Origin of the sequence: Pseudoalteromonas sp. MMG005, from assembly GCF_018101015.1 — a bacterium.
Lineage (GTDB): Bacteria > Pseudomonadota > Gammaproteobacteria > Enterobacterales > Alteromonadaceae > Pseudoalteromonas > Pseudoalteromonas aurantia.
Window position 1 is genome coordinate 88993 of record NZ_JAGJEK010000003.1, and the last position, 23518, is coordinate 112510.

Annotated in this window: 18 protein-coding genes and 1 pseudogene; 9 read left to right on the forward strand and 10 right to left on the reverse strand. The window is 40.6% G+C overall.

Annotated elements, in window-relative coordinates; translation table 11 throughout:
• Positions 1–77: 77 nt before the first annotated feature.
• From hmpA to J8M01_RS03885, 3 genes are read right to left on the reverse strand one after another with little or no spacing between them, the layout of a single operon-like run.
• Positions 78–1232: an NO-inducible flavohemoprotein gene (gene hmpA / locus J8M01_RS03875; protein ID WP_211057078.1), complete on the reverse strand. Its 1155-nt coding sequence runs from the start codon at positions 1230–1232 to the stop codon at positions 78–80.
• 20 nt (positions 1233–1252) lie between these two features.
• On the reverse strand, positions 1253–2470 hold the full coding sequence (locus J8M01_RS03880) for an NnrS family protein (protein ID WP_211057079.1): 1218 nt from the start codon (positions 2468–2470) through the stop codon (positions 1253–1255).
• A complete protein-coding gene (locus J8M01_RS03885) occupies positions 2470–2694 on the reverse strand; it encodes a hypothetical protein (RefSeq protein WP_192509923.1) in 225 nt (74 codons plus the stop codon). Before J8M01_RS03885 ends, J8M01_RS03880 begins: the two co-directional genes overlap by 1 nt.
• 160 nt (positions 2695–2854) lie before the next feature.
• Between J8M01_RS03885 and norR the strand changes: the two genes are divergently transcribed.
• From norR to bfr (J8M01_RS03900), 3 genes are all read left to right on the forward strand, one after another.
• On the forward strand, positions 2855–4417 hold the full coding sequence (norR, locus tag J8M01_RS03890) for a nitric oxide reductase transcriptional regulator NorR (protein ID WP_211057080.1): 1563 nt from the start codon (positions 2855–2857) through the stop codon (positions 4415–4417).
• A 238-nt stretch (positions 4418–4655) separates the two neighbouring features.
• Positions 4656–5126 (forward strand): bacterioferritin, encoded by a 471-nt coding sequence (gene bfr, locus J8M01_RS03895; protein WP_192509925.1) that lies wholly within the window; start codon positions 4656–4658, stop codon positions 5124–5126.
• A 3-nt stretch (positions 5127–5129) separates the two neighbouring features.
• Entirely contained in the window at positions 5130–5615 is a 486-nt protein-coding gene (bfr, locus tag J8M01_RS03900) for a bacterioferritin (RefSeq protein WP_211057081.1), read from the forward strand.
• Positions 5616–5814: 199 nt separating this feature from the next.
• On the opposite strand, the pseudogene J8M01_RS03905 reads toward bfr (J8M01_RS03900), so the two are convergent.
• Together J8M01_RS03905 and J8M01_RS03910 are read right to left on the reverse strand one after the other, a co-directional pair.
• Positions 5815–6393, reverse strand: a pseudogene (locus J8M01_RS03905) (reprolysin-like metallopeptidase); the annotation flags it as partial.
• Between the two features lie 294 nt (positions 6394–6687).
• Complete coding sequence (locus tag J8M01_RS03910; RefSeq protein ID WP_211057082.1) at positions 6688–7281, reverse strand: hypothetical protein; 594 nt, start codon at positions 7279–7281, stop codon at positions 6688–6690.
• A gap of 967 nt (positions 7282–8248) precedes the next feature.
• Between J8M01_RS03910 and J8M01_RS03915 the strand changes: the two genes are divergently transcribed.
• From J8M01_RS03915 to J8M01_RS03935, 5 genes are all read left to right on the forward strand, one after another.
• Positions 8249–8824 carry a TetR/AcrR family transcriptional regulator gene (locus tag J8M01_RS03915; RefSeq protein WP_211057083.1) on the forward strand — a complete coding sequence of 192 codons (576 nt, stop codon included), beginning with the start codon at positions 8249–8251 and terminating at the stop codon, positions 8822–8824.
• Positions 8825–8833: 9 nt separating this feature from the next.
• Positions 8834–9688, forward strand: coding sequence for an alpha/beta fold hydrolase (locus tag J8M01_RS03920; protein WP_211057084.1), 855 nt, complete (start codon positions 8834–8836; stop codon positions 9686–9688).
• A gap of 90 nt (positions 9689–9778) precedes the next feature.
• Complete coding sequence (locus J8M01_RS03925) at positions 9779–11020, forward strand: ABC transporter substrate-binding protein (protein ID WP_211057085.1); 1242 nt, start codon at positions 9779–9781, stop codon at positions 11018–11020.
• 8 nt (positions 11021–11028) lie between these two features.
• Entirely contained in the window at positions 11029–14349 is a 3321-nt protein-coding gene (locus tag J8M01_RS03930; protein ID WP_247670979.1) for a response regulator, read from the forward strand.
• A gap of 450 nt (positions 14350–14799) precedes the next feature.
• Entirely contained in the window at positions 14800–16113 is a 1314-nt protein-coding gene (locus J8M01_RS03935) for a hypothetical protein (protein ID WP_211057087.1), read from the forward strand.
• A gap of 39 nt (positions 16114–16152) precedes the next feature.
• On the opposite strand, the gene J8M01_RS03940 is transcribed toward J8M01_RS03935, so the two are convergent.
• Positions 16153–17808, reverse strand: coding sequence for a hypothetical protein (locus J8M01_RS03940; protein WP_211057088.1), 1656 nt, complete (start codon positions 17806–17808; stop codon positions 16153–16155).
• A gap of 100 nt (positions 17809–17908) precedes the next feature.
• On the opposite strand from J8M01_RS03940, the gene J8M01_RS03945 reads away from it, so the two are divergent.
• Complete coding sequence (locus J8M01_RS03945; protein WP_211057089.1) at positions 17909–18298, forward strand: DUF1294 domain-containing protein; 390 nt, start codon at positions 17909–17911, stop codon at positions 18296–18298.
• Here the strand turns inward: J8M01_RS03945 and J8M01_RS03950 are convergent.
• The 4 genes from J8M01_RS03950 to soxR all read right to left on the reverse strand — a co-directional run bounded on the left by J8M01_RS03950 (position 18260) and on the right by soxR (position 23502).
• Positions 18260–20425: a cation:dicarboxylase symporter family transporter gene (locus tag J8M01_RS03950; RefSeq protein WP_247670980.1), complete on the reverse strand. Its 2166-nt coding sequence runs from the start codon at positions 20423–20425 to the stop codon at positions 18260–18262. The genes J8M01_RS03945 and J8M01_RS03950 overlap by 39 nt on opposite strands.
• Before the next feature lie 178 nt (positions 20426–20603).
• Entirely contained in the window at positions 20604–21017 is a 414-nt protein-coding gene (locus J8M01_RS03955; protein ID WP_210997674.1) for a cupin domain-containing protein, read from the reverse strand.
• 113 nt (positions 21018–21130) lie between these two features.
• On the reverse strand, positions 21131–22903 hold the full coding sequence (locus J8M01_RS03960; protein ID WP_211057090.1) for a DUF885 domain-containing protein: 1773 nt from the start codon (positions 22901–22903) through the stop codon (positions 21131–21133).
• 143 nt (positions 22904–23046) lie between these two features.
• The gene (gene soxR / locus J8M01_RS03965) at positions 23047–23502 is read right to left on the reverse strand and encodes a redox-sensitive transcriptional activator SoxR (RefSeq protein ID WP_211053010.1); all 456 of its coding nucleotides are present in this window, start codon (positions 23500–23502) and stop codon (positions 23047–23049) included.
• Positions 23503–23518 lie beyond the last annotated feature (16 nt).

The following is a 23518-nucleotide window of genomic DNA, read 5'->3' on the forward strand; positions in this document are numbered from 1 at the left end:
AAGCCCACAGAGTATACTCTGTGGGCTTTGCGATATTTATTACTGTAAAGATTTACCAGCGTATCTGAGTTTTGAATTTATAATGACTCGTGCGGCCCAAATACTTCATATAGTATTCGCTCAGGAGCCACATTGAGTGCGAGCAATTGTTGTTTCATCGCAGCCATAAACGGTGTGGGTCCGCATAGGTAAAATTCACCAGATTCTGTGGGGAGTGACAGCTGCGCTAAATCTATTCGCCCTTGATGATGACCTTCACCTTGTTCGTACCAAATATCGGCATTTATTTCTATGCGGTCGGTTGTTAATGTGTCGACACGTTTTGCAAAGCTATGTTCTGCTTGATTAATACAGGCGTGAACAAAGTGTGTTTGCGGTGGTTGTGTTAAAGTGGCTATTGATTCAAGCATTGCCATCATTGGCGTAATGCCAACACCTGCACTGATCAGTACTTTGGGCGACATATTACTCTGAAGCATAAAATCTCCAGCTGGTGGGCTGAGCTCGACTTCATCGCCTGCTTTTAAGCTATGCATGTGGTTAGACACTAACCCTTGTTGCTTCACGCTGATCCGGTATCCATTAGGTTGCTTTTCACCTGATAAAGAGTACTGGCGTATTTGTACATTTTGGCATTCTACTGGTTTAACATGTACCCCAATGTACTGTCCAGGTTGAAAGTCGACAACGGCTTTGCTATCTGCACTGCGTAAGTAAAAACTTTTAACTTTGGCAGACTCTTGCACAATGCTATCAACAATAAATGTTCGAGTATTGCGCCATCCGCCGAGTTTTTCCTCGGTGGTTTTATAAATTCCTTCTTCTTGTGTGATAAACACATCTGCCAACAAAGCGTAGGCTTCACGCCAAGCTTGTTCTATATCTGGGGTAAATTCATTAGGCGCGAGCTCTTTGAGTGTTTCAATAAGATGCAGCCCAACAATGTCATAATGATGCGGCAAAATATTTAAACTCGCATGTTTATGATTAATACGTTCAACGGCTGCTGCTAGTACCGGCAAGTTATCAATATGAGTTGCATACGCTGCGAGGGCGTTAAATAGCGCAAAATGTTGTTTACCACTTTGCTGGTTGCTCATGTTAAAGATATCTTTTAGCTCAGGGTTATGTGTAAACATCCGATCGTAAAAATGGGCAGTTACAGCGGTACCTGCTTGAGAGAGCAGAGGGATAGTACTTTTAACAAGTGCAATTGTGTTGCTTGATAGCATTAAATTCTCCAATGAATAAATTAACCACGACGTCCGTCTACACGTTTGTGTGTTAAGACTTTAAAATAAGAAATACTGAATACTGCAAATGCAGCGCTCCATAATATTGCGCTGGCGATCCACGCTGGGTGTGGGCCTATGAGTTGAGGTAAGAAAGCACGGATCACCGCGCCTAGGGCCAATAACGCAAAAGCGATGGACATAAATTTATTTGGCGTCAAAGCCCGTCCGGTATGGCCAAGTGACACGCGTGCAATCATCGCTAAAATAGTTAACCCGATTCCGCCTAATGTTATGAGGTGCAGCGCATCAGTGAATATGATTGTTGGTGTAAAAAAACTAACCCCACACAGCAGCAGTCCACATGCGGAAAATAAATAACCCAGTTGTAATGACCATAAAAGAGGAACGTGGACGATGCCTTTGTGAAACCATAAAGCACTTCGCGTCAAATGTAATACAGAAGCTAAAACAATAAGGTAGCCAGGATTTATTGGTACGCTAACGAGTTGGTTTACGGCAAATCCGCCGATCCCAAAAGTACTAATAATGAGTAGTAGTTTGTCAAGTAGAGGTGTACGTATTTGCTGCTCAAGTTTAAGTCCACGAGCAGTAAAAAATGGGATCACGCGCCCACCAACGACGCCAATCAGTAACATAAACCCCAACACGGCAAGTTGACTAAACGTACGCGCAATCATGAATTCACCTTGCGCGCTGACAATCAGAAATAAAATATTAAATGTACACAAACCGCTTAATATTGCGATGAATGCGTAGTTATTCTTCGATTTTGCGCTGATCAGCATATGGCTTAGATATACAATTGAGTATAACCAAAAGGCCAATTGACCTAGGATCACCACAGGCAACAAATGCGGTGAAACAAAAAAAGTGATACGAGTTATACACCATATGAGTAGTAATGTTATGAGTCGAGGCCCAGACATACTGGGCACATTGGTCCATGTTTGTGCTGCAGTAAGTAAGAAACTCACGGCAATGGCACCAGCAAATGCAAAGATCATTTCATGGGCGTGCCAAAGACTGGCGGGGAGGCTGGTTTGCCACTGTAATTGCCCAGTCAGTAACAACGCCCAGAGTATAATGGCCAGTGCACCCCAGATACTGGCGAATAAGAAGAAAGCCCTGAATGGCATCATGAATAACGGCCATTGGGACATTTGATACCATTTGTATTGTTCTAGTACAGGTTCTGCTAGGTTGATTGGCCTCATTAACGTACCTCCATGCCGAGCTGATATTGGCACACACAGCGCAATACATAGCTAATTTTAAATAAGCCGGCTAATACAATATTGCTTATGTGGCTGGCAATTTGTGTTGTTAATGTAAAGTGCTCAGCAAGCGGGTAGCTCACGACAATACTTGCGATAAAGCAAAGTCCAAAGGTCAGCAATGCAGCATTGGAATAGTCTAAATGTTGTTGTGATATGAGCATGCGGTTCACCTGAGTTTATCTATGTTGTTTTAGTTATTGCACGCGCTGTGCCAATAAAAAACATGATATAATTCAGTGTATTAATGTTTTTACGTTTGTAAATAGAGTCGAATTGACTTATATTGTATGAGTCTTTAAATAACGAATAGGTCATATTGACATGGATCAAAGAAGCCTTTCACAATTACTCACGCTTAGCTCTTTGTTAACAAAGGCATTACCTAAAAAAACCGAGCAAAACTTAAATCAATTTTATAGTGCTGTAGTGCAAGCAATTAAAACGTGTGTGAGCGCTGATGCCGTTGCTTTACTATTGCATCAACAAGGTGCGTTAGTCCCCGCCGCAATAGATGGTTTGACGCGAGATACGTTTGGTCGACGCTTCAATATTGAAGATCACCCTCGACTGTTGGCAATATCCAGTAGCACAACCCCTATTATTTTTAATGAGCATAGTGAATTACCAGATCCATACGATGGTTTGTTGTTAGCGCAAGAAGGTGATATTCCAGTGCATGCCTGTATGGGGATCCCGTTGTATCACCAACATACACTACAAGGTGTTTTGACATTAGATAGCCTGACTCCAGGCATGTTTAAGCAATACCCCATGCCTTTTTTGCAGCATATTAACGATATTTTGGCGGAGCATTTGAATGTCGCTTTGTATCACGAGCAGTTATTACGCAAAGCCCAACATGGCGATGCGTTAGTGTCTGAATTAAACCAAGCAGCACACGATATGGTTGGTAATAGCACGCTGATGCAATCGTTGAAAAGTGATATTGAACTGGTGGCAAGTTCAGATTTTACGGTGTTGGTATTAGGCGAGACCGGTACAGGTAAAGAGCTGGTTGCGAGAAACATTCATGGTGCGTCACGTCGCTCAAACCAAGTTTTTGTACAAGTAAATTGTGCCTCACTACCAGAAAGCCTTGCTGAAAGTGAGTTTTTCGGACACCGCAAAGGCGCTTTTACAGGCGCAGACAAACACCGAGATGGTAAATTTTTATTGGCAGATGGCGGGACTTTATTTTTAGATGAAATAGGGGAGCTCCCTTTGAATATTCAAAGTAAGCTATTACGCGTGTTGCAAAGTGGTGAAATTCAACCCGTGGGTGCCGATAACACGCAGCATGTTGATGTTCGCATTGTCGCTGCGACCAATCGGGATCTTAAAGCTGAAGTTCAAGCTGGGCGCTTTCGGGCTGACTTGTACCATAGGTTAAGTGTATACCCTTTGCAGGTGCCGCCGCTTCGAGCCAGACAAGATGATATTCCGTTATTGGCTGGTTTTTTTATAGAGCAGGTTCGAAAGAAGTTAGGCATTGGTCAATTGACCTTAAGTCACACATTAAGCCAGTCGTTAAGTGAGTATGATTGGCCCGGTAATATTCGCGAGCTTGAACATGTAATAAGCCGCAGCGCACTCAAAGCGAAGCAGGCGCAATGGCAACAAGATATTGTACGAATTGAGTTGATACATAGTGAGTTGAGCCAAAGTGAGCAGCAGGATAAACCCGTAAAAACCGCTGTTGTTGAGGTTGATTCGGCCCAGCCTTTTAAAGAAGCGGTCGATAATTTTCAAAAATCACACATTATTGCTGCACTCAAAGCGCATAAGCTTAATTGGGCTGCAACAGCTCGTGCGCTTCAGATGGACAGAGCCAATCTCGTTCGGTTAGCGAAACGGCTTGGGATAAAAATGATAAAGAATTTATAACTTATTGAATAATGATGATTAAAAATATTGATTATTGATATAAATACCGATGGTAAATATTACGAAAAAGGTATTAGTATTGCAACTCGAATTAGCAATGAAAATGAGTCTCAATAATGTTATAAGTTGTTTATTTTAAAAGAGTATATTAAAAAAATTATTAGTTTTAAATTATCTTGATTCGTACATATTTTGGACTAGGGTTAGAGGGCAAGTAACTTTTAACTTAGGGGGCCCTATGCAGGGTAACAAAAAAGTCCTTTTAGTATTGAATCAAATGTTGACGTTTGAACTTACTTCAATCAATCAATATTTTCTTCATGCACGTATGTATAAAAACTGGGGTCTCGAAGAACTGAACGAAAAAGCCTATAAAAAATCAATAAAAGACATGAAACAGGCTGATGAACTGATTGAGCGGATCTTGTTTTTAGAAGGGCTGCCTAATTTACAACATTTAGAAAAGCTACGCATCGGCGAACACACTGAAGAAATGCTGGCGTGTGATATGGCCTTTGAGTTAGAGCAGGTACCCGCCCTCAAAGATGCCATTGCTTTGTGCGAAGCCGAGCAAGACTTTGTGAGTCGAGATATTTTGGAAGACTTACTAGAGTACGAAGAAGAGTACGTTGATTGGTTAGAAACACAGCAGTTCTTGATCAAAAATACTGGTATTGAAAACTATTTACAGTCGCAAATTGAGGAGTAACGTATGCAAGGCAGTAAAAAAATTATTGATTTACTAAATAAGCAGCTGACCTTAGAGTTAACCTCAATGGATCAGTATTTAGCCCATTCAAAAATTTATGAAGATTGGGGGCTTGAAAAGCTAGGACAAAAGTTGGCACACGAGTTTGACGAAGAGTTGGACCATGCCAAAGCGATAATTGAGCGCATTTTGTTTTTAGAGGGAAAACCAGACACCGCCTCACGAGAGGCAATTCATGTTGGTGATAACGTGAAACAAATGCTCGAAAATGACCTCGCGGCTGAAATGACCGTGGCGGCAAGCTTAGTGAACATTATTACGGAGTGTGAAAAAGAGAAAGATTACGTAACACGGGAAATATTAGAGACCCTGTTAGATGATACTGAAACTGACCATATCTATTGGTTAGAGCAACACTTAGGGCTGATTAAACTGATTGGTTTACCGAATTATATTCAAAGTCAAATGGAGGGTGGCCCCGCCACATAGGGGTTGCTTTTTAAGGCTGCGCTTGCAGCCTTATTTTTTGTGCGGATGTGCATCAAAATTGACGCTAGTTAACTACAAACACTGAAATACATAAAACTTAAATGTACCGTGTTTAAGTAAACTAAAGTGGTTTTTTTATGTGCATTGCGCGTATTTGGCGGCGGGCTTGATGTGATTTAATAAATAGGTACTGTTTGATTTAACAGCCAAATTTTTGCACGGTTCGCAGTAGATTCAGCACCGCGTTTTTATTATCGTCATGTGAATTCCCAAGTGGTACGCGTTTTCCATATAAATCAACGTATGTACTCCTTGATGAAATACGCTCGTATCTTTGGCAATAAGGACCTTTAGTTGCTTTTTTGCAGACATCTTCATAGGCCATAAATGAGCGGTAGCCGTTTATGTCGCCGTTTCTTTCTTTAGTGGAACCAATGTAAGCTCTATGGCCAAGCGGGCCGGGCTTTTTATTGTGCTTAGAGTGCTGCGCGCCAATTAAGTGGAACAATTCATGGGCTGCGGGGTAAACTTTGTAGTTACTTAAGTATCCAGCGACGCCATTGGCAACATGTTTAAAAGTTGTGTCATGTGGGTTGGTTGGAATATGCGCTAAGCCACTGACTTGGTTATATGGGTCATACACATTATGTATAAAGAGCACTATATCGGCTTTCCATGCCTTTTTTAGAGCACGTAGTGCTTGACTGGTGTCCATTTTATTCAAAAGTGTGTAGAAGTTACTTGAGCAATAATTTGCTGGGCATATATCTGCTGGTGGGGTTGTGTATGAAAAAACAGTACTTCAGCCATTTTTACTGGGTTGGCTTGCCACATAAAATCGCCATTGTTGCCCAGAGATACCGTCGTACATCTCTTCTTTATTTAAAATATCATTCACTTTATCAAGTAAAGGAGTAAAAAAAGAACTTCTGAGCTTATAAAGAGGTTGCCGTTTCAGTAAATCAGGGTGAATTAAAAACAGCAGACTGATCCCGTTGGTGTGATTAACAGGGGATGAAAATGAGTGAGGGTATTTTGGCTCAGGCCAACTGGTGGCGTGTGTGGCATTGTGTTAGTGATAAACGGCTTCATCCTTTATTTGCTGTTCATGGTTAATAAGATCTTCAGGGACTGATTTTCCGTCGATTATATTATCGTTAAATGGATGAGGGACCGAGTGAGAAAGAGAAACTTCACCGGAAGGAGGCAACGACACATTTATGAAATCTTCATTGCCGTCTAATATGACCTCAATGGTGTCGTGCAGATAAATCTTTAACTGATTAAAACGCCGATTAGACACTTTGTAAGTCATGGATGTGAGCTTAGGGGTTAGGGTTTTATCAATTATGTAAGACAAAGAACTTAAATAAACTTCTTTTATTTCGATGTTGTCTTCGGGGGAGATGGCTATTTCTATGTTTAACTTTGAGCTTATTTTACTATCGTCCAAATGATTATAATGACGATAGTCTTCGTCAAACTCACGAGGGTCATAACTGCTGATATCACCTTCATACATGAGATTGTCGTTTGCTTGTTGGATTAGAATTTGCAGCATATCGAGATTGATATTCGTATGCATGTTTTTCGTGGCTCCTTGACCATAAAATGACGCTAGGGTAACGACTAGGTATAAAACCTGAATATACATGGGTACTTTCATAGGATCTCCTTTCATATTGAGTACACATTGTTAAAGAAAAGCACTGAAATTATGTGTTTGCATTTCAATAATGTCAATTTAAATGGGGGTTTTAAGTTTAATAACGAGTTAACGTAAAACGTTGAAAATATAAATTAAGATATAAACAGTGGCTTGATAACTGTAAATCATTCGTAGTAAATAATTTAAGAGCCTGAATTGCACACGGAGCGAGAAGTACAGATTACGCTTAATATAGAAATACGACTATAAAGTGTTTTGGATAAAAGCGCATTTATTGCAACGTCTTCATTATAAAAAAACCAATTATAAGGCATTGATTAAAAAGCATTTATTCCAAGCTGTTCATCAAATGCTTTGTATCTAAAATGATGCTTTACGCATAGATAATAAAGGCCGAGCAAGTGCCAAATAAAGACCTGTTATTATGTTTTACCGGATTTTTAAGAAAGTGTTATTAAACCGCTAAAAGTAAACGCTTAAGCGCGGGTAACAGATAACTCATCCCGAAGGATAATTAAACCCTAAATCTCGCGATGGTGGGCGTTTTGCTGATTTTACACACTTTACGCAGGGGCAAGCCCCCACCACCAATCTGAGGGGGTGTTCTTTTTCCAAAAGCACTGTTGAACGAATTAAGTGTTTGAGCGCTTTTTATGCAATTTTAGTCACCTGCTTATTGCCTTTGCTGTGTTACTTATCAGCAGCTTAAATTATGTCTGTTTTTGTATAGAGTGTATTGAACTCAATCAATTCTCCATCGGGTCATGTTAGTGGAATAACCGCTATTAATTCGAGAGGTATTGCTACTTTTAGGTATTACTGAGCGCACTTTCTTAGGCTCATATGTTGTTCATTGCATCGTAAAACTGTGTCGCGGCAGGTGTTATTTAGATACCGAATGCATTGCTATTATATTTTTTTTGACTATTATAAAAACGAACGTTCGTACTTTTTTGAGGTTTGAGTGGGTAAAGGTAAGCAAACAAAACAGCAGATCTTGGCAACCGCGTTGAATGTGGCGACAGCGACTAGCCTAAATGATTTGACTATTGGGGGTTTGGCGACGATCACGGGGCTGTCAAAATCAGGCCTGTTTGGGCATTTTAACTCAAAGGAAAATTTGCAATTGGAGGTGTTGGAATATGCTCAGAGTATATTCACTGACGCCGTGATCCAGCCAACAGTAAACATGAACTCGGCAATGGAGAAACTTTTGACGACCGTTGAATGTTGGCTGAACTGGTACCGGTCGCAAGGGAGTAGCTGCATTTTTGTATCTACCTCAGTTGAATTTGATGACCAGCCGGGCGCTATTCAAGATTTAGTCAAAAAGCGTTTGCAACAATGGCTAGAGTACCTGACTCAATTGGCGCAAACCGCAGCGAATGAAGGGCAAATGAAAGGCGATGCACGGCAGTTTGTGTTTGAACTTCATTCATTATATCTAGGGTCTCAACATATGGTGTGGGTCGGATTTGAAGATGAGCAACATACTCGATTTAAGTGTGCTTTGAGCGCGCTTATTCAACGGTATCAATAAGAGAGTGTTATGAGCAGTAAGATATATTTTTCAGACAAAAGTGACGCTAAAAGAGTGCGCTTTTACGCTATGCAAATACTGTCAAAATCCATGCACAGTGTCATGCCGCGTACTGCACAAAAGTACGCTAAAAAGTTATTAATGACGCCGGTGCGTCATAATGTCAAACAAACGGTACCTGCGCGGTTTAAATCAGATGTGTTGGCGAGTAAGTTAGGCCCCATTCATGTTATTAGTGCCGGAGAAGGGCCTGTGGTGTTATTTACACATGGTTGGTCAGGCAGTGCGAGTCAATTTTATGCGTTGATGGATCATGTGGTTGCATTGGGCTTTAAAGTGGTGGCATTCGATCATTATGCCCATGGCCAAAGTGGTGGTGACCAAGCAAACCTTCCCAAGTTCATTTGTGCATTAAATGCGGTGTTGGAAATGATAGCTCAACCAGTTAAAGCGATTATTAGTCACTCTATGGGCGGTATTGCGGCACTTAATTCAAATTGGCAGATTGAGCAGCATATTTTGATTGCGCCCCCGTTTGACTTTTATACAGGGTTTAGAGATAGGATCCTCTCTATCGGAATTGTTGAATCGTTATTCACTGATGTACTGGCGTCGATTGAAAACGAGCATGATATGAAGTTTAGTGATTTGTTGCCTGAACAACAGCTTATAAATCACAGTAAAATCACAATTATTCACGATATTGAAGACAAATTTGCGCGTCATGATTTAGCCTATGAGCAAGCACAGCAACATGCGCATATTGACATATACTCAACACAGGGTTTAGGTCATGGGCGAATTTTGAATTCACAACAAGTTTGGAGGCATGTTGGTGAATGTTTAATGAGTCATATGAGTTAGGTACGCATTTTATTTGCTAACTGACTCCACAATCTCTGTTATTTACGCTATTTTTAAGTATTGAAAAACAATGCTAAATACGGACTGTAAATGACAAAACTTGTAATGAGGCTAATAGGTTTAGCACTGTGTTTTAGTACTGCGTGTTTTGCCGCTAATGAAGATAAGATTTTAAAAATCTATCATGACTCAGATTATTCAAATCACCACGCTTCTGCGCAAGCGATGAAAATGGGCTTTATGACGGCATTGGCTCAAGTCAACAATATGGTACAAGGTTTCAAAATTGAGTTTGTAGAAAAAGATCATCGAGGTAACAGCAATCGCAGTTTGCTGCATATGCGTCAGTTTTTAAAAGATCCTCAGGCATTTATCATACTTGGGGGGTTACACTCTCCCCCGTATATTAAAAACCGTAATTATATTAATGAAAATGAAATTCTGCTGCTGGTACCGTGGGCAGCCGGTGGGCCTATTACGCGGTATCCAAGTGATAACAATTGGGTTTTTAGAGTATCAATTGATGACACTAAAGCCGGGTATAAAATAGCCAGTTATGCCGTTGATAGTTTGAATTGCAGCAATCCGCATATGTTGTTAGAAAGCACCCCTTGGGGCCAGTCGAATGAGAAAACGATCCGAGCAGCGTTAAAGAAAACGACAATTAAGCAAGCTGATGTAAACGTCACGTGGTTTAATTGGAATACACAGCTCAATCGCAGCAAAATAATATTAAGAGACATCATAAATTCAAAGGCTGACTGTATTTTGTTCGTAGGCAATGCAATAGAAGGAAAGTATTTTGTGAAGGCGATGGGAAGTCTACCCAATAACTTAAGACTACCCATCATCAGTCACTGGGGCATTACTGGAGGAAATTTCTATGCATCAGTCAAAAATGAGTTACAAAAGAACCTAGCCCTTAATTTTATACAAAGTTGCTTTTCGCTAAAACATCGACCACTGACTGAAGAGGGACGTCGTGCAATATTTGCTGGGCAAGCACTGTTTCCTGATAAATTGGCGGATCCAGATAGACTCGCTGCACCAGCAGGCTTTGTGCATAGTTATGACATAGGTAAAATACTTATTGCAGCGCTGCAACAAACCCCGCTAACAGGTAATTTAACTCAAGACCGAAAACGACTAAAAGACTCACTTGAGAATTTGAAAAAGCCGGTAGTGGGTTTACTGAAAACTTACACTCGACCCTTTGGTGAATGGAGTACAACTAACCCAGATGCGCATGAAGCATTGGGACTTGAGGACATTTGTATGGCCAGTTTTGATGAGTTTGGTGGGATCAACGTACTACCTAACCACACAGAGTGATGAGAAATATGCGTAAAGAAATACAAGAAAAGCTCAGTCTTACGTCAGATAAAGCTTTTTATGCATTTTTAGGAGCAAGCTTATTTATATCCCTGATTGTTAGTATTTTATTAGTGGGAAGTCGTGCTGACGATACGGTACGAGTACTACAACAGCAATCAAGTAAAGTTGAAGCCCAACTTGCTGCGAGCTATTTGAGACAGTTTTTAGAGACTCGACAACAGATTTTACAAGATTTGGCTCGTCATCCTATTTTAACAAATGGGGTGATGGGCAGTGAATTATCGAAAGCATCGGTCTCTGATTTTCTCGATGGATATAAAATATTAGGGCAGAAAGAGCCAATACGGCTGGTCAATATTCTTGGAGACATAGTATATAGTAATGCGCCATTGAGCCCAGCAATAGAAACGCAGAATGAGTGGTTAACGCGTATATTAGATGGTGAATTGAGTCATGCAATAGTGCTTAATAAGGTACACCAAGATTACTTTTTTAAAGTGTTGGTACCCGTCCAGTATAATGGCTTCACGGAAGGGGCATTATTGGTTGAATTTAAAACCAGCTTACATGAGTTATTGGCGGTTGCGTTAGATAGCCGCGCTCATGCTATTCGCATTGAAGGGCGATGGGTTTCGTTTACCAATGTAGACGCTGAGTATGAGTATGTTAGTACGGGTGTGCAAAAAATTGGCTCAACAGGCATAAAATTTGAGTACCTAACGCATGTCAATTTACTGGATGATAAAGTATGGGGTTTCATGCTCGATATTGGTTGGGCAATTGTCATTAGCTTAGTATTGTCATCGGGTTTACTGCTGATTTTTGGTAAACAGTTGTTGTTAAATCCATTTAAGCAATTGGAGCTATCTCAACAAGCAACCATCGCCAGTGAAGAGCGGTACAAATTAGCTGTGCAAGGTAGTCACGATGGGTTGTGGGATTGGAATATTGTGACTGGTGAAGTGTATTACGCACCGCGTTATAGAGAGTTACTGGGCTATGAAGGAGATGACTTTGATGGCTTTCCAAATTTATTCTCAAGCTTAGAAACACATTTGCACCCGACAGATAAAGATCGAGTCATTGAGCAACTCAATAAACACATTGAACATGGTGACCCATACGATGTGGGTTATCAATTGCGTCATGCGACTGGCGAATATCGCTATTATCGTGCCAAAGGGATTGCACTGAGAGATGAAAATGGACGTGCAACTCGAATGGCCGGTTCGTTGACGGATATAACCGAGCAAAGGCTATTTCAAGAGGCTCTTAAAAAAGCCAAAGAGCATAATGATTTGTTAGCCCAGGCGATTGAGTCATGCAATGTGGGTATTTCAATATCGGACGCTAGAACGGATGATCACCCTCTGGTTTTTATTAATAGTGCTTTTACTCGAATTACAGGTTATGACAAACGAGTATTGGGAAGTAATTGTCGATTTTTACAAGGCAAAGAAACGCAAGAAGACACCATTGCTGAAATTAGAAAAACACTACGACAGCGTAAAAAACATCGTGTTGAAATATTAAATTATAAAGCGGATGGTACGCCTTTTTGGAACAATTTACAGATATCACCTGTGTTTGATGAAACGGATACATTGACTGCGTTTGTTGGTATTCAACAAGACATCACCGAACGGATTGAATCTCAACAAGCGCTTATCGAAGCAAAAGCTATGGCTGAAAATGCCAGCATTGCTAAAAGCGAATTTTTAGCGTCTATGAGCCATGAAATAAGAACCCCTATGAATGGGGTGTTAGGCATGCTGAATTTATTACTCAACAGTAACTTAACTGATGAACAGCACCATAGAGCGCGGGTTGCTATGAGTAGCGCAAACTCTTTATTGACCCTGATTAATGATATTTTAGATTTTTCAAAGGTGGATGCAGGTAAGCTTGAATTAGAGTACTTGGACTTTGATTTACGTGGCATGCTCGGTGAGTTTGCGGAAGCTGCTGCAATTCAAGCACATGATAAGCAATTAGAACTTGTGCTAAATATGACCAGCATAAATGAATCGGTGGTTAAAGGCGACCCAGGCCGGCTAAGGCAAATATTGACTAATTTAGTAAGCAACGCCATTAAATTTACCAGTGAAGGTGAAGTGGTTATTGAATCGAGTTTGTCTGAAGCTGACGAGACGCATTGGCTATTCAATTGTGTCATTCGAGATACGGGGATTGGTATTTCGAACGTTCAGCAAAGTAAGTTGTTTAAGTCGTTCTCGCAAGTGGATGCCTCGACGACTCGTAAATATGGTGGTACTGGGCTGGGGTTAGCGATTGTCAAAAAGCTATGTGAATTGATGCATGGCGATGTGGCGGTTACCAGTGATGTCGGTCGAGGTAGCCAGTTTAGTTTTCATATCAAATTACAAAAAAGCGCGGGCTCATTGCAGGTAATTCCAAGCGTTGACACCACTAAGTTGCATTTACTTATTGTTGATGACAATGATACTAACCGTGAAGTGCTAAGAGGCCAGTTGGAACATTGGGGCGCACAAGTTTCAGAGGCGCCTTCGGGGGTACAAGCTTTGGCGATATGTGAAGCGTATTATGCAGAGCACAATACGTGTTTTGACATTGCTTTTTTAGATATGCAAATGCCGAATATGGATGGCGCGCAACTAGGAAATGCATTAGTTGCTAATACACGCTTTAAGAATATGAAGTTGGTTATGATGACCTCAATGGGTCATCAAGGTGATGCGCGGTTTTTTGCTGAGTTGGGCTTTGCGGGGTATTTCCCTAAGCCAGCGACAACGTCAGATTTATTCGATGCTTTGGCCATTGTGGCTGAAAATGGTGAGGCACTGGCTAAGGCTGAACCTTTAGTCACCTCGCACTATATTAAAACGCTTAAGAATAAAGTGGGTCCTGACATTGAAAATGTACAATGGTGTCAATCGATTAGAATATTGTTAGCTGAAGATAATCAGGTAAATCAGATTGTCGCAACCAGCATGTTTAAAAAGCTTGGATTATCATTTATTGATGTTGCTGCAAATGGTAAAGAAGTGATCTCTTACTTAAAGCAGGCCCAACACTCAAAGCCTTACAATGTTATTTTTATGGATTGTCAGATGCCCGAAATGGATGGGTATGAAGCAACCAAAGCTATTAGGGCCGGAAAAGGTGGGACGTTATACAAAGAGATCCCAATTATTGCGATGACGGCTAATGCTATGGTAGGAGACAGAAATAAGTGTTTGGAGGCGGGAATGGATGACTATGTTGCGAAGCCTATTGTGCCTGAAGTACTATATGAAAAAATGCTCACATGGTTACCACACTCGCTAGAGAATGATAAGGAATAACGTTCTTTAGCAAGGTTTGGGTATGCTTTATTGCCACTTCATTGATCAAGCATTGTGCATCAGACGTTTAGATGATGTCATCATTTAGGTCTGATTCTTGGCTGCATAAGCAGAATAAAATAGAAGTCGGTGGTGATAGGCAATATAGATGAGTATGATTTTTTACTGCCGAGGTTATTGTAGGTAATGTTAGTATGGTGTCTTATATATTTTCGAGTCGAAGGTGATATACAATAATGTTTATCACAAAACGCAGGGCTAAGATAAAAGCATTAAAATAAGTTTTATATATAACATTGCACAATCTTGACGTGCTAAAAAGGTGTTTAAAATAGACTGCTTATAAAACTTCTATATTGAATTTTGTAGCTTAATTATATGTTATATATTGCATCCAAATTTCTTGGGTATATTTTTGTTCTTTATAAAGGCACGATGGTAGACAGAGTTTTGAAATTAATATTGTTTTCTCTTTGCTTAATATTAAGCGTAATCTCATTAAAAGTGTTTTCAATAACGTCAGTCAACACAACAATTGTTAATAAAGAAAATGGTGTATGGCTTGTCACGTACGAAGCTGAGCAGCCTGTGCAACAACTTGTTTTTAAATCATCACCCAATCACTCAAGAGGAACGCGTTGGCGGGCGACAGAAAAAGAATATGGTATTGTTTATCATAACTCTAGGGAGTATATCCGGCGTTTGGATGGTCTGCCGTTTACAAAAGTCACGTTTTACTTAACTCCCTCATATGTTAGTTTGCCAAAAGAATATGCACCGTTTTCACCTTTTACAGACGGAGGCGTATTACTGCATTCAGGCCGTTTCTTCGTTTGTCCAGAGCTATGTAGTAACTACATCACACAGTGGCGTATCAAGCTGCAAGCCCCAGCAACACGCAATATTATTCTTAAAGGTGCGTTAAAGCGTCAAGAGGTTGTTTGGCAAAGTACCAATGACGGTGAAAAAATCTATGTGGGACCCAACATAACTAATGAAAACAGTGACTTTATCGCTGTTATAGATCCTGGTTTACCAACCAAAGCCCAGCAATATTTGGATAAGTATCTGCCCTTAATTATGACGCAGTATGCGTCTCGCTTTGCAGCATTAGCAGAAAAACCTATGTTGTTTGCATCATACAGCAGTACTGATAACGGTACGTATGGGAACCAAGGAGGCGTGTTAGCTAACCAAGTATTTATGCATTGGTATGGGAAAATAGCACATCTAGGAATTAATGAGGTGGATACATTGTGGTTTTTCTCTCATGAAATTGCGCATTTATTTCAAGGTGCGGCCGCAGATATTGTAGATCATGAACACGCGTGGATCCATGAGGGCATGGCCGAATTCATGGCCAGTATCACGTTAACTGAGTTATTACCGCATGAAAGAAGTACGATTGTAGATAGGGTGAGTAAAGCGAAGTCACGTTGCATCACTGACCTGAAAGGATATGCATTGGTAGACTCAGGGGATAGGAGAAAGTTTAACGTGTATTATACATGTGGCCTTTTAATTAATCAGGCAATTCATAATGAGGCCAATAAGTTAAACCCTGCAGTAACCGGCTTTACCATATGGCAAGCTTTTCAAGATAGCGTCAATAAAGGAAACGCTACTTCTAGTCGCACATTTCTTGCGGCCGTAAAGCCTTTTGTTTCCTCTGAGTTCTTTGCGCAATTGCAACGGATAATTTTACCCCAAAACACACGTTCAGCGACGGATATTGCGCAATTGATTAAGATGAGCCAGCAATAGAGCGGTATGTTATTACTGGCATAGGGCATGGATGTTTGATCACCATCGAGTGAAATGCATCACGGCGCTCAAATGGGAAGAAGCATCTTTAATTCGCAATAAGTGCAGCAGACATAAAGCCGTCAACTGCTTTTTCTTAATGAATGGTTGGTTGTCATTTTTGAGTACTGATAACCAATGTCCTATGATCCCCCTAAAGTTAAGTCTTGGAAGGTGTTGTGTGTCTTTGGGCGTAGTGGCAACTTCTGCGCACTCATGCTCTTGATATGCGGTCCACGGGAATCGACAGACTTGCGGGTAAGCATAGTTTACCCATGTATGATAAAAAGCGTGGTTACGTACTTTCTCAACTGGCAATGCTAAAGCACTTTGAATGATTTTGTGTGAATAGAAAGGGCAAAAATACTCGACTCGATATTGGTCTACGTTCTCAAAAATGGTTTCTAAATGGTGATGTTGCTCGTTCAGCAAGAGAAACAGCTGCACCGCCTTATCTAACCCTAGAGATTGGTACTGACCAATGGCCTGGCAGAGGTTATAGATGAGCGCTCGTTGAAGTTCATCTGCATGATTAATAACCGACTTAGGAAGATAACCTTGTTGTTGTTCTAAGAATTTATGTACCAGACACAATAAATCATTAGATTTAGCTGCTTGGTAGACTTCATCGGTGTAGTTGGTTAAGCCAAGTGAGCTGTTGCCACCATGACCGACCCAGGCGAGGGTTGGCCTAGATACACCTCTGAGAAATTTAGGGTGACTATCGTTTAAATCACCTAAAATTGCTTCTAGAGAATTTAATTGATGATACTCTGGGTTTACGGCAGTCAATACAATGTCATTTTCCTGAGTAAATTCAAATAACTGCTTTTTTATTTGGGCGGGTTTTCGTGTGAGATGAACGGCTTTGATTTTTTTACTTATTCGCGAAAGTTGCGTATTTAGCACTCTGCTATCAAGTCCATTTGATAGGGTGCTGAGTACAGTTGAATCTGTTTTACTTGCTTTAGCGACGACAGATTTAAAGGCTTGATCTAACTCTGTAACAGCATCACCTAAATCTAATTTTTGTTTGGCTAATGCCTGCCAGTCGAGGTAATTCTCACATGTGTGCCCACTTTTATCGAACACTAACAACTCAGCGGGTGTAGCCCTGCGAACTTCGTTATACGGGGTGTGATCAAGTAACGTGTACCCAAGCGTGGCTAATTCACATAGTGCTGCGTAATTACGTGTTAATGTCACCCCTAATTCTTTAAATAAGTTAAGTTGTGTCGAAAACAATAGGCCAGTACCAATATGCATATAATAAAATGGGCGGATAGCGAGGGGGTCAGTTGCTAGTACCAACTTTTCGTGTTCGGTGTTGTACTGGGCGTAATTGAAAACCCCATCACTGCTAAGCAGCATTTCTGTTAACTTTTCAAAATTATCTGCAAGCGTTGTAAGGTCGTTGCTGCGGTCACTGGTAATAAGTGGGTGGCCGATAAGCGTTGCAACTTGCAAATCATTGTGCAACCACGCAGGCTGTTTGTAAGCGTCAAAGTCGTATTGGAGTATGACACCGCGATTGCAAGTAAAGCGATTTACATCACTACTCGGATATGATTCAAAATATCGTATTAACTTGTTTATTATGCATTTTTTGTCAGCATGATCCGTATCAAAAGAAAAATAACCTGCTAGAATTGCCATATTTGTTTGCTCTTAAATCAATTGAGATAAGATTGATGTAGCGAGAACTAAGCCAGAGCGTTTCGTCAATGCGTATGGACATAGAAATTAAGGAGAATAATTGAACAGTTTTGCACGCGCTATCGGTCACTCTATACTTTTTTTTAATGGTTTGATGCTTATTTTACTCGGTGTCGAGCTACCTGTTATAGGAAAGTATATTGCAGTAGCTGTGTTGGTAGCTAATGGTATTTTTATGGTGCTGTTTTGGCTAGATAAACGCCGAGCCTGCAGGCAAGAAAAAAGGCTCAGCGAACTCAGTTTACTCCTTGTATCGTCTTTAGGGGCGCACTTTAGTATGTATGTTGCTCAAGATGTGTTTCACCATAAGTCTAAAAAGTGGCAATTTAACGTTAAGTTGCTTTGTGCACTGCTGTGTCAAACTGCCTTACTTGGGCTCATGTGCTATTGGTTATTGAGTGGGTTGGCGAGTGTACGTGTCGATGAGTGACCAGCGGGTGTCTTCCTTTTGGCCTCCTAAACCTAAAATCCAATAGTTATAGGCGTCATGCACTTTACCATTGGCTTTTTGAATATCGAGCCATGAATTAATATAGCTCAGCAGATCCAGATTGCGTTTAGCAATAGCGAACCCAACAGGGTACTTGATGGAACCTTCTTGCGGGACAATTACACCGAATTCAGGGTAAAACATGCTCCATGCGAACCCAGCTTCAGCACTGATCACCAGTGCATCAAAATTATTAGGGTCCGTAAAGTATTGCTTTAAATTGTTCAGTTCAGAAAAGTGTATATTGGGGTATTGCTTTGTTACCTTATTTAAAATAGGGCCATATTCTACATGAGCAAACTGTACGCTAGAGAGGTTTGTTATATCGCTTTTATGTGCAAAGCGTTGTAATTGGTGATCTTTGGCGAGTAATGCTAATTGCAATTTTAGCACATGATCACTGAATCGAACCTTGGTTAAATCGACCACATTTATTTCTAATCCAGACATGGCAATATCAAAATAGCCTTTGTTAAGGTATTCACTTAATTGGTGTTTTTTAAAGGGGATAAACTCAACTTCAACTTGTAAATCATCAGCAAGCCGATGGGCCAAACTAATATCAAAGCCAACGAGTTCATTTTTTTGGTTAAAGTAGCTAAAAGGGACATTATCAACTAAGTAACCAACTCTAATTAAGTTTCGCTTTTGAATAATATCAATATTGGTGAGTGACAACTCTCCGGAATGATATGCTTTGGGTACGTGGTTTAATACATGTGCTGGGACTGTTTCTGCAATCACCATATTTGCAATGATGTCGTCAGCAGCTTTACTGTTGCCTGCTAAATGACTATTTAGTGTGTAGCTGGCAAACATGAATATGGGCAGGCATACGCTCAAGAGTGCAAGGTAATATACCGAGCGTAATCGTTTTAAATGCAGTTGTTTTCGGCAATAGAAAATACTTAAAAATACAAAAGAAAATATATAAATGACCGTTGTAGGTGATACTACTTTGGCACTGAGTACCGACATAGACAAGTACAACTGATAGCTATCGGCTGGAATTTTCAAGCTATCAAGTAAAAACGGGATTGCGATATGCACATTGGCAAAGTAACTCAGCATCGCCGACAGGGTAACATTAGGAATATCAGAAATACCGACTGGACTCCCCGTTAACCATGCTGCGAACATGACGAACATCAATGTGGTGAGTTTACCGAGGCTAGGGAATGTGTAAGCAATAGGCACAAGTACCTCGGCAATGTGATCAGCTTGCTCATCAGCTTGATTGGTTTTTCGCAGGTGCTCTTTGATCCCTTCTGTGATAACCGGCAATACAATAAAGACGTTTCCGGTACTGAAAGCCGTTATCCACGCATTACGCATTACTAGAATAAGGTCCCGGTATTTTATTGGTGTAAAAGCAGCCACTATCATCGGCATGAGTACAAGCATTAAATATAGTCCAAGGCATAATACCAAGACCCAATATACTTGCAGATTATTTAATTGTTCACCACTGAGCGTACCAGCCGTACTGGCGGTCATCGCAAAAATACCAATAGGGAAAATCGCAATGATCTTTTTTGAGATTACCGTTAGCCCCTGTCCAATGACTTCAAGAAAGTCAAGTACCGTTGTTTTACGTTTATTTGCTATTAATGAACTGCCTAAAGCGATACAGAAAATGACGATGGCAGGTACGTTACCTTGTGCTAAAGAGGCGAATGGATTGGCGGGGATATAATGTTCAGCAAAATTGATGGAGGCCGTAGGGCTAATAAGGGCTGGCGAAAAAAATGTCCCAGCGTCATGTTGAGGTAGTGTTAATGCAAAGCACCAAATAGCAGCGAGACCAATGCACCATAAGCTTATCATTACGGTTGCAGCTTTGAGTAAAATACTTTTGACTTGCTCAGGACTAAACTTTCCTAGTCCGACTATCAGGCTTACGACAATATACGGGAATATAGTGATCTGCATCAGCTTAACGAAGCCATTACCTATGGGTTGTAAAAATGCAACGCGTTCACCAAAAATAAGGCCTGTAGCAACACCTAAGATCAGTGCCCACAGCATCCAATTACGACTTTTCAAAAAAGAAAAAAATGTATTCATTGTGTGCATCGCTCAATATTAGCTTCAATTAAGCATAATAGAAAAATAAAAGAGCGGGGATTATAGTGATCGAAACTGACTGGTGTCTGAACTGACTATGCTTAAATTGATTAATAGAAAAATGTACAGCAATGGATGCTTTACTGTATGTAAAAGAGTAAAGCATAATTAATGAACGTTATTGCTTAATCGTGATAGGCTGGTTTTCAATACCAGCATAAAAAACCATAATTTCAGCAGTGTCAGTACCGGTATTTACCCCGTAGTGCCATGTGTCTATTACTTCAGTAATAGGATCACCGGCAGTCATTTTGAGCTTTTTCCCTTTTTTGGTTGTAACTAGCAACTCACCTTTGAGTAACACGCCTGCATTAATAACGGGGTGTTGATGCCAAGGCAATGTGACGCCTGGGGCGATAGCTATTTTCAAAATAGTAATTTCTGGTTGACCTTTTGGGTAAGCTGGGAGTGTATTACCGTTCCAGCTTTGCGTTGTTTTTACAATCGTTTCTACTGAGATTGGTGCGTGTTTTTCATCAGCGGTACTATAAAAAGATAGTAATACCATAAGGGGTGGTAGAAGATATTTCATTGTTCACCTATGGGTAATTAGAAAGGTGTTTGTGAGGGCAAACACAGATAGTTACTATGGGCCTATTGTAAGCAACAGAGTGAACTAGGCTCATTCTGCTGCTTATTATCTCGTTATTGCATCAATTTCGTTATGTACTTAACGGGTGCACTGCCAAAGCTTAAAAATGTTTCATGGAATATTTTCAAGTCGAAGCTATTCCCCAATTTAACTTTTTGCGCCTCACGCAAATCGTAAATTTCTCGGTATCCGCTGTAGTAGCTTGTTAATTGTACTTGGCTAAGGGTTGCTCTGCGCCATTTACCTTGCGCTTCTGCTTGTTCTTGAAATGCCCCATTCATCAGCAAGTCTAGTCCGGCCTCTTTACTAAGTCCTTCGACATGAATAGCGTAATCCAAAATGGTGTTACAGATCACACGTAAATTCCACTTGTAATACATAAGCCACATTTCAGGCTCAAAGTTGCCGTAACCTTCTTCAAGCATCATACGTTCAGTGTATACGGCCCAACCCTCTATCATGGCACCATTACTAAATAGACTTTTAATTAATGAAGGAGATTTGTTCGCGTACACTAACTGAGTGTAGTGACCAGGGATTGCCTCGTGAATATTTAAAATTTGTAAAATCCAATGATTGTACTCACGAAGGTAAGAGCTTGCTTTTTCATCGTCCATGTCGCCAAGCGGCTCGACATTATAGAAGGTGTTGCCTTTGCTTTCGTATGGGCCTGGAGAGCTAATCGAGGCCATCGCGTAACCACGCATATATTCAGGTGTTTTACGGACAACGAGCGGTTTATCAGCATCAAGTGTGATTAAGTCTTTTTCTTTCACAAAAGCTTCAAGTGCAGGGATTTGAGTCGAAATCTCATCAACAAATTTGTGCTTGTCGACGTGTTTAACTGATAAGTGTTTAATTAATTTTGAGATGGCTTGAGTATCGTTCTCAGGCTGCGGTGTTGCAGGAAAATACTTAGGCCATAACTTGTTGGTAATGCCGATCATTTCAGAAGTCACTCTGTCTTTGTCAGCAAGGGCTTTTTGGTACATTTGTTTGGCCGTGTAGCCAGACTGTATATCGAACGCAAATTTTTGTTCATAGAGTGATTCACCAATTCTAAATGAACGTGCAGAGTCCGTGGCAACTAGCTCCTTCTCCAACTTGGTTAGATAGTCTATATAACCATGAATGGCGGTTTTAGCGTCGGCAAAACGACCTTTGAATAGTGCTTTATCGGCACTGGATAAATTAGAACTGCTTAACATTTCTAGCAGTGAATCATTTAATACACTGAAAGCGCCTTGGTTTTGTTGTATTGCAAGTTGAGTATATTCAAGAGTTGGGTTTTCAATATTGTTTTGTGCTGCTTGATAATAGTCAGGCACAAACTTCAAACGATTAAGAACAAGGTTTAATTTTTCGTCAGTGCTTTTAAAACGGTTGTTAAGTAACAATGCAAAGCCACCAGACACGTTATAGTTTGATGGATTCCATTGCCAACTTTTAAATGTTTGGTTGTGCCAAAGGCTTTTCTGCAAGCGGTTTTTAATGAGGTAGTAATCTGTTTGTTGATTCGCACTCAGTGTGTTTATATCGAACTGCTGTAAAGCGTCAAGCTGTGCTTCATTAAATGTATTATTGCTTGCCCTAGTTTGTGCGTTGGGAATTGAAATAATATCATCATACTTGCCATAGCCAGCATAGCTTGAGGCTTCTGGATAGTGCTGCCAGTATGAATCTATAAGCGATGCTGCGAATTGTTCGAAACTTTGGTTAACTGAGGTTGTCGATTCGTTTTTGGTGTGGGTTGTTTGGTTGGCAGAGTTGCATGCAGTTAAACCTAACGCAACAACCAATGCTAAGCCGAGAGTCGTTTTTTTCATTATGGATCCGTTCTTAATTGTACTGTACGTATGGTATCAAGGATTACATGTCATCGCATGTCACTCTCTCAGTGTAACGAAGAAATACAACCTTTGTTTGAGGACGATTTTACAGTGTTTAAAATATAGGTGAGCGTATGTATTTAGTCATGTTCGAGCAATACGGCCCCACTATTTGATTCTCCAAGAATGTCATCTGGATTATATAGCGGACAACTACTCATAGACAAACAGCCACATCCAATGCATCCATCAACTCTGTCTCTCAACCTCTGCATATAGGCAATTTTTTCATCGAGTTGTACTTGCCACTGTTTTGACAGCTTTTCCCAGTCATGTTTATTGGGGGTTCGGCTATCAGGTAGAGTATTGAGCGTTTCTTTGATCTCTTCGAGAGTGACGCCCATTCTCTGTGCTGCTTTTATGACTGCGATACGCCTGAGAACATCAGGTTTGTAGCGTCTTTGATTGCCATTGTTGCGCCAGCTACGTATTAACCCCTTTGTTTCATAGAAATGCAGCGTTGATACTTTCACATCACTGCGTTTTGCGACATAGCCGACGGGTAAATTGGCTTCTTGTAGCTGCTGAGTACCCATAAAACTCCTGAATAAA